Genomic DNA, 6,729 nt, shown 5'->3' with positions numbered 1-6,729 from the left:
CCCCGAATCCTCCCCCTCATCACCCCCCACCCGCTTCGCGAGATACGCATCCAGCTGCACCTCCCCCGCGATCTTCATCTGCGCCCATGTCCGCAAGAGCCGGTTGATCCGCGCGTGGTAGCCCCGCCCCATCCCGCGGTAGAACCGCGCCACCGACCGGTCGAGGTAGAGCGTCACCTTCTCGCGCGGCTCCTCGACATCCAGATCGACCTCCAGCGTGTGCCAGGCGTCGGGCACCACGTCCGGCAGCGTGGCGTCGATCCAGTCGTCGCGGTTCAGGTGGATGAGGTCGCGCAACAGCGTGTCGCGGGCGAGGCGTTGGGTCTTGGTGATGCGGGCCATGCGGGCACTCCGGGGTTGCGGGGGGGCACCCTCTCACGGGACCCGTTAACGCGGCCCTCGCCCCCCGTGCGCCGCCACCGACGCAATACCGACAGGATACCGACGCGCCACAGCCCCCGGTTTTCACCCGCCCCCCGCCGCCTCGGTAAAATGCCGGTCGAGGTTCTCCACCCGCGTCCCCGGCCGGTTCACACCCGCGAACAGCAGCCCCGGCTCGCGCCGGATTGCCCCATAAAGTCATGGAATCAAACACCTTATGTGCCTCACCCCTACCGCTCGATCCGCGCCACGATGCGCAGGCTGATCGTCGGGCCGACGAGGTCCGAAAAGCCGGTGACGCCGAAGGCGTGGCGGTCAATCTGGCCAGTGAGCAGGACGGTGAGGCGGGTGAGGTCCGCTGGGTCGGTCCCGCGCTGGCGATAGAGACCGGCCTGAAGCATCACCGGGCGGGTGGTGTCGCGGACGGTGAGCAGGCCCTCGACCCGCGCCTCGCTCAGCGTGCCGGTGATGCGGGTGGAGCGGAAGGTAATCAAGGGGTGGCGCGCGGTGTCGAGGCCCTGCGACTCCTTCATCGCCTGCGTGGCGAGGAAGAACCCGGCCCGCGCGCCGCTGGCATCGAGGGTGACGGTGACGCGGCTTTGCGGCGGGTTCGCGAGGTCGAGCGCCATGTCGGCGGAGGCGACGGGCATGGTGCCGCGCCCCGCGTTCCCGGCGAGATCGTAGGTGAAGGCCACGACCGAGCGCGCGGTGTCGAGGCGGTAGGCCTCGGGCGCGGCGAGGGCCTGCGTAGCGATGAGCGCGAGGGCGAGGCGGATCATGCCCCTTGATAGGGCGGGCGGGGCCGCGGGGCCATCACATCTTGTTGAACGCCCAGGCGCTGGGGTGGCCCGAGAGGTGCCAGTCGGCGGGTGGGGCGCTGCGGTCGCGGCGGCGGGCGAGGTGCCAGCGGTCGGCATGGGGCAGATGGGCGGGGGCCATGTGCCAGCGGCTCTGGACCCCCGGCGCGCCGCCCTCGCCCGGTGTCAGGATCAGCCCGAGGGGCGGCTGGGCCGCGCGGCTGCCGCCCTCCTCGGCGGCGAGGTGCAGGCGGCGGACGGGGGTGAGGCCGGGGAGGCCCGGCAAGTCCGCCACCACGAGCGGCGCCGCGCCGCTGCGCAGTGCCTCTTCCATGCACCACAGCAGGTCGGGGCGGTGGTCTGGGGTGACGAAGAGAAACCGACCGGGCTCGGCGAAGCGGGCGAAGCCGCAGGGCTCGGGGCGATCGGTGGCCCAGGCGGGGGCGATCCACAGCACCGGGCCTGCAAGCGCGCCCGCCACCAGCATCGCCCATGTGTGCCGCGCGGGGCCGCAACCCTCGTGCAGCCGGCCGGAGGCGAGGGCAAGCGGGCCGGTTATGGCGGAGGCGGGACGCGGGATGCGGGCGAGGGCGGTCATGGGGCGAAGATAGAATGTTTATGGTTTGTTCTCAAGGTGGCGGGTACGTGGTGTCATCACCCGGTTCGGGCGGGCGCGCTCTTGGCGGGAGAGGTCCCCGGGTCGGGCCCGGGGATGACGGTGCGGGAGGAAGGGGGGCGCCCCCGGGCCGGGCCCGGGGGGGGGGTCTCAGCCGCGGTTCATGCGGTTTTCGATCAGGTCGTCCACCACCGACGGATCGGCCAGCGTCGAGGTATCGCCGAGCGAGCCGTAATCGTTCTCGGCGATCTTGCGCAGGATGCGGCGCATGATCTTGCCCGACCGAGTCTTGGGCAGGCCGGGGGCCCACTGGATCAGGTCGGGTTTGGCGATGGGGCCGATCTCGGTGCGGACCCATTTTTCGAGTTCCTTGCGCAGGTCCTCGGAGGGCTCGACCCCGTTCATCAGGGTGACGTAGGCGTAGATGCCCTGACCCTTGATATTGTGCGGATAGCCCACGACCGCAGCCTCGGCGACCTGCGGGTGCGCGACGAGGGCGGATTCCACCTCGGCGGTGCCCATGCGGTGGCCCGAGACGTTGATGACATCATCGACGCGGCCGGTGATCCAGTAATAGCCGTCGGCATCGCGGCGGCAGCCGTCGCCGGAGAAGTAATAGCCCTTGTATTGCTGGAAATACGTCGCCTCGAAGCGTTCGTGATCGCCCCAGACGGTGCGCATCTGCCCGGGCCAGCTATCCTTGAGCGCGAGCACGCCGGAGGCTTCGGTGTCGGTGATTTCCTTGCCCGACTCGGGCTCCAGCACGACCGGCTCGATCCCGAAGAACGGCAGCGTGGCGCTGCCGGGCTTGGTGGCGATGGCGCCGGGCAGGGGGGTCAGCAGGTGACCGCCGGTTTCAGTCTGCCACCAGGTATCGACGATGGGGCAGCGGCCTTTTCCGACGTTGTCGTTATACCAGTTCCACGCTTCTGGGTTGATCGGTTCGCCCACGGTGCCCAGTACCTTGAGCGATGACAGATCGCATTTGCTGACATATTCGGTGCCTTGCCCCATCAATGCACGGATCGCGGTGGGGGCGGTGTAGAACTGGTTGACCTTGTGCTTGTCGCAGACCTGCCAGAAGCGCGAGGCGTCCGGGTAGGTGGGCACGCCCTCGAACATCAGGGTGATCGCGCCGTTGGCGAGGGGCCCGTAGACGATATAGCTATGGCCGGTGACCCAGCCGACATCGGCGGTGCACCAGAACACGTCGCCCTCGTGGTAGTCGAACACCAGCTCGTGCGTCATCGCGGCATAGACGAGATAGCCGCCGGAGGTGTGCACCACGCCCTTGGGCTGCCCCGTCGAGCCGGAGGTGTAGAGGATGAAGAGCGGATCCTCGGCATTCATTTCCTCGGGCGGGCAGTCGGCGGCGGCCTCGGCGGCCAGTGCGTTGTAGTCGTGGTCACGCCCGTCAATCCAGGTGGTCTGACCGCCGGTATGCTTGACGACGAGGCATTTCACCTTGTCCGAGCAATGCAGGAGCGCCGCGTCGGTGTTGGATTTGAGCGCCGTCTTGCGCCCGCCGCGCGGGGCCTCGTCGGCGGTGATGACGACCTTGGCCTGACAGCCGTTGATCCGCGCCGAGAGGGCATCGGGCGAGAAGCCGGCGAAGACCACCGAGTGGATGGCGCCGATGCGCGCACAGGCGAGCATGGCATAGGCGGCCTCGGGGATCATCGGCAGGTAGAGCACGACGCGGTCGCCGCGACCCACGCCCATGCCCTTGAGAACATTGGCCATGCGGCAGGTGTTGTCGTAAAGCTCGCGATAGGTGATGTGCCGGGCATCGTCGGTGGGATCGTCGGGCTCCCAGATGATCGCGGTCTGGTCGGCGCGTGTCGCCAGATGCCGGTCGATGCAGTTGGCGGCGACGTTGAGCGTGCCATCCTCGAACCACTTGATCGAGACGTTGCCGAATTCGTAATTCACGTCCTTGACGCGGCTGTAGGGCTTGATCCAGTCGATCCGCTGCCCGTGCTCGCGCCAGAACGCCCCTGGGTCATTGATCGAGGCGGCGTACATTTCCTTGTATTTCGCGGCGTCGATATGGGCATTGGCGGCGAAATCCGCGCTTGGGGCATAGGTTTGATCGGACATGATGGCTCCTCCTCGCTGATGCGGTTGGATCGAAGACGACAGCCGCCCCGCTGTCAACAGGGAGAAAGACGGCTGGGCGGAAGCGCTGGCCTCAGATGGCCAGATACTCGCTGCGAAGCTCTTCGTCTTCAAGCACTTCGGCGGCGGTGCCGTCAAACACGATGCCGCCGGTATCGAGGATCACCGCGCGATCCGCAAGTTCCAGCGCGCGCACGGCGTTCTGTTCGACGATGATCGTGGTGATGCCCTGTTCCTTGATGACGCGCAGGGTCTTTTCGATTTCATCGACGATCACCGGGGCGAGGCCCTCGTAGGGCTCGTCGAGCAACAGCACCTTGATGTCGCGAGCCAGCGCCCGGGCCACGGCGAGCATCTGCTGTTCGCCGCCCGAAAGTGTCGTGCCTTCCTGGTCGCGGCGTTCGCGCAGGCGCGGGAACAGCTCGTAAAGCCGATCGATCGACCAGCCCACGGGCGGAGCGATCTGCGCGAGTTGCAGGTTTTCCTCGACGGTGAGGCCGGGGATGATGCGCCGGTCCTCGGGTACGAGGCCGATGCCCGCGGCCGCCGCCTCGTGGCTTCTCATCTTGTGAAGCGGCTGGTGATCGAGCCAGATCTCGCCATGCGCCAACTGCGGGCTGTCCATCCGCGCGATCGAGCGCAGCGTGGTGGTCTTGCCCGCGCCGTTGCGGCCCAGAAGCGCAAGGATTTCGCCCTCGTGGACGTTGAAGCTAATGTTCTGCACGATATAGCTCTCGCCGTAATAGCTCTCCATGTTCCACACGGAGAGAAAGGCGGGGGCGGTCTCGGCGTGGCTCACGCCCTTGGAAAAGTCGGGTTTGACGTTCATTGTGCGCGCTCCTCGTCAGGCGCTCTCGCCAAGATACGCTTCGCGCACCTTGGGATGGCCCTTGATGTTTTCGGGGGTGTCCTCGACCAGTGGCGAGCCCTGCGCCAGCACGGTGATCCGCTCGGCGAGCGAGAACACCACGTGCATGTCATGCTCGATGATCGCGATGGTGATGTCGCGCTCGTCACTGATCTGCTTGAGCAGGTCGATGGTGTTGTTGGTGTCGGCGCGCGCCATGCCCGCCGTCGGCTCGTCGAGCAGCAGAAGCTTGGGCTCCTGCGCGAGGCACATGCCGATTTCCAGACGCCGCTTGTTGCCGCGCGACATCGAGGCCGAGTGATCGTGGCGCTGCTCGGCGAGGCCGAGGTTTTCGAGCATGGTCTCGGCCTGGTCAACGATCTCGCGCTCGTTCGAGGAGTTCTCGTAGGCGTGCATGCGAAACACGCCGTCGCGACGCGCGAAGATCGGGATCATCATGTTCTCCAGCACCGAGAGATCACCGAAGATCTCTGGCGTCTGGAAGACCCGGGAGATGCCCATCTGGTTGATCTCGTAGGGCTTGCGCCCGAGCACCGACTGGCCCTGGAACATGACCGAGCCGGTATCGGGGATGAGCTTGCCGATCAGGACGTTGAGCAGGGTGGACTTGCCCGCGCCGTTGGGACCGATGATGGCGTGGACGCTGTTCTCCATGATGCTGAGGTTGACGTCGCCGAGCGCCTGCAACCCGCCGAAGCGCTTGTTGACGTTCTTGACTTCGAGAATGCCCATGTCGTGCGCTCCTTATTCCGCGGGGTTGGATTGAGAGGATTTCTCGGCCTCGCGGGCCTTCTTGCCGCGGAAGAGACGTGCGATGCGTTGCCCACCTTCGACCAGGCCGCCCGGCAGGAAGATCACCACCAGCACGAAGATCATGCCCAGCGTGAGGTGCCAGCCCTTGCCCACGAACGGGTGGATGAGGGCGACAACCGCATCCTCCATCCCGTCGGGCAGGAAGGCGAACCACTGGTGCAGGACGTTGTCGTTGATCTTGGAGACGATGTTTTCCATGTACTTGATCAGGCCCGCGCCCAGAACCGGGCCAATCAGCGTGCCCGCACCGCCGAGAATCGTCATCAGAACCACCTCGCCGGAGGCCGTCCAGAACATGCGCTCTGCCCCCGCGAGCGGGTCCATGGCCGCCAGCAGGCCGCCTGCGAGCCCGGCATACATGCCCGAGATCACGAAGGCCGCGAGCGCGTAGGGTTTGGCGTTGAGGCCGGTATAGGTCATGCGGGTGTTGTTGGACTTGATCGCGCGCAGCATCATCCCGAAGGGCGAGCGGAACAGCCGGATCGCGAAGTAGAAGGCGATCAGCATGATGAGGGCGCAGAGGTAGTATCCGACGTTGAAGGTGAAGGACCAAGCGCCCAGCTCCAGCTCGTAACTGGCGCGTACCGACAGACCGAAGATATGCGGCATGTCGGGCAGCCCCGTGCGGTGGAACATCTGCAGGTCATTGCTGTAGACCTGCAGCCCGGTTTCGCCGTTGGTGAGGTTGAACTTGGGGTTCGACAGCACCGAATAGGCCAGGGCAAAGGACATCTGCGCGAAGGCCAGCGTCAGGATCGCGAAGTAGATCCCCGACCGGCGCAGCGAGATGTAGCCGATCAGCACCGAGAAGATCGCCGCGATGATTACCGCAAAGGCGATGGCGGGCACTACGTTGTAGGTGAAGAGCTTGAACATCCAGACCGCGGCGTAGGAGCCCACGCCGAGAAAGGCCGCGTGCCCGAAGCTGAGATAGCCGGTGAGGCCGAAGAGGATGTTGAAGCCGATGGCGAAGATGCCGTAGATCGCGAACCGCTGGAGCAGGTCCGGGTAGCCCGCGTTGAACTGTGCCATGCCGCTGCCTTCGGGGAAGGGGTTGAGCAGGAACGGTGCCAGCAGCGTGATCCCGATGACGACGAGGAAGAGAAGCGCGTCTTTCTTGTTCAGTCCAAACATGG

Annotated in this window: 7 protein-coding genes; all 7 read right to left on the bottom strand. The window is 66.1% G+C overall.

Translation table 11 applies throughout. The features are described from left to right. Positions 1–342, bottom strand: a 342-nt coding sequence (locus C6W92_RS10735; protein WP_129432956.1) for a BrnA antitoxin family protein, incomplete at its 3' end; no start/stop codon positions are given. 269 nt (positions 343–611) lie between these two features. Further along, positions 612–1,160, bottom strand: a complete 549-nt coding sequence (locus C6W92_RS10730; protein WP_129432955.1) for a YceI family protein — start codon at positions 1,158–1,160, stop codon at positions 612–614. Between the two features lie 34 nt (positions 1,161–1,194). Continuing rightward, a complete protein-coding gene (locus C6W92_RS10725; RefSeq protein ID WP_129432954.1) occupies positions 1,195–1,776 on the bottom strand; it encodes a hypothetical protein in 582 nt (193 codons plus the stop codon). 168 nt (positions 1,777–1,944) lie between these two features. Next, positions 1,945–3,894 carry an acetate--CoA ligase gene (acs, locus tag C6W92_RS10720; protein WP_129432953.1) on the bottom strand — a complete coding sequence of 650 codons (1,950 nt, stop codon included), beginning with the start codon at positions 3,892–3,894 and terminating at the stop codon, positions 1,945–1,947. 91 nt (positions 3,895–3,985) lie between these two features. Further along, positions 3,986–4,741 carry an ABC transporter ATP-binding protein gene (locus tag C6W92_RS10715; protein ID WP_104018807.1) on the bottom strand — a complete coding sequence of 252 codons (756 nt, stop codon included), beginning with the start codon at positions 4,739–4,741 and terminating at the stop codon, positions 3,986–3,988. Positions 4,742–4,756: 15 nt separating this feature from the next. Next, a complete protein-coding gene (locus tag C6W92_RS10710) occupies positions 4,757–5,512 on the bottom strand; it encodes an ABC transporter ATP-binding protein (protein WP_129432952.1) in 756 nt (251 codons plus the stop codon). A 12-nt stretch (positions 5,513–5,524) separates the two neighbouring features. Then, the gene (locus tag C6W92_RS10705; protein ID WP_129432951.1) at positions 5,525–6,727 is read right to left on the bottom strand and encodes a branched-chain amino acid ABC transporter permease; all 1,203 of its coding nucleotides are present in this window, start codon (positions 6,725–6,727) and stop codon (positions 5,525–5,527) included. Between the last annotated feature and the right edge of the window lie 2 nt (positions 6,728–6,729).

Origin of the sequence: Roseovarius sp. A46 (assembly GCF_004126395.1) — a bacterium.
Classification (GTDB): Bacteria; Pseudomonadota; Alphaproteobacteria; order Rhodobacterales; family Rhodobacteraceae; genus Roseovarius; species Roseovarius nitratireducens.
The sequence above is the reverse complement of the archived record's forward strand: the minus strand, read 5'-3'. Positions and strand labels throughout refer to the sequence as shown.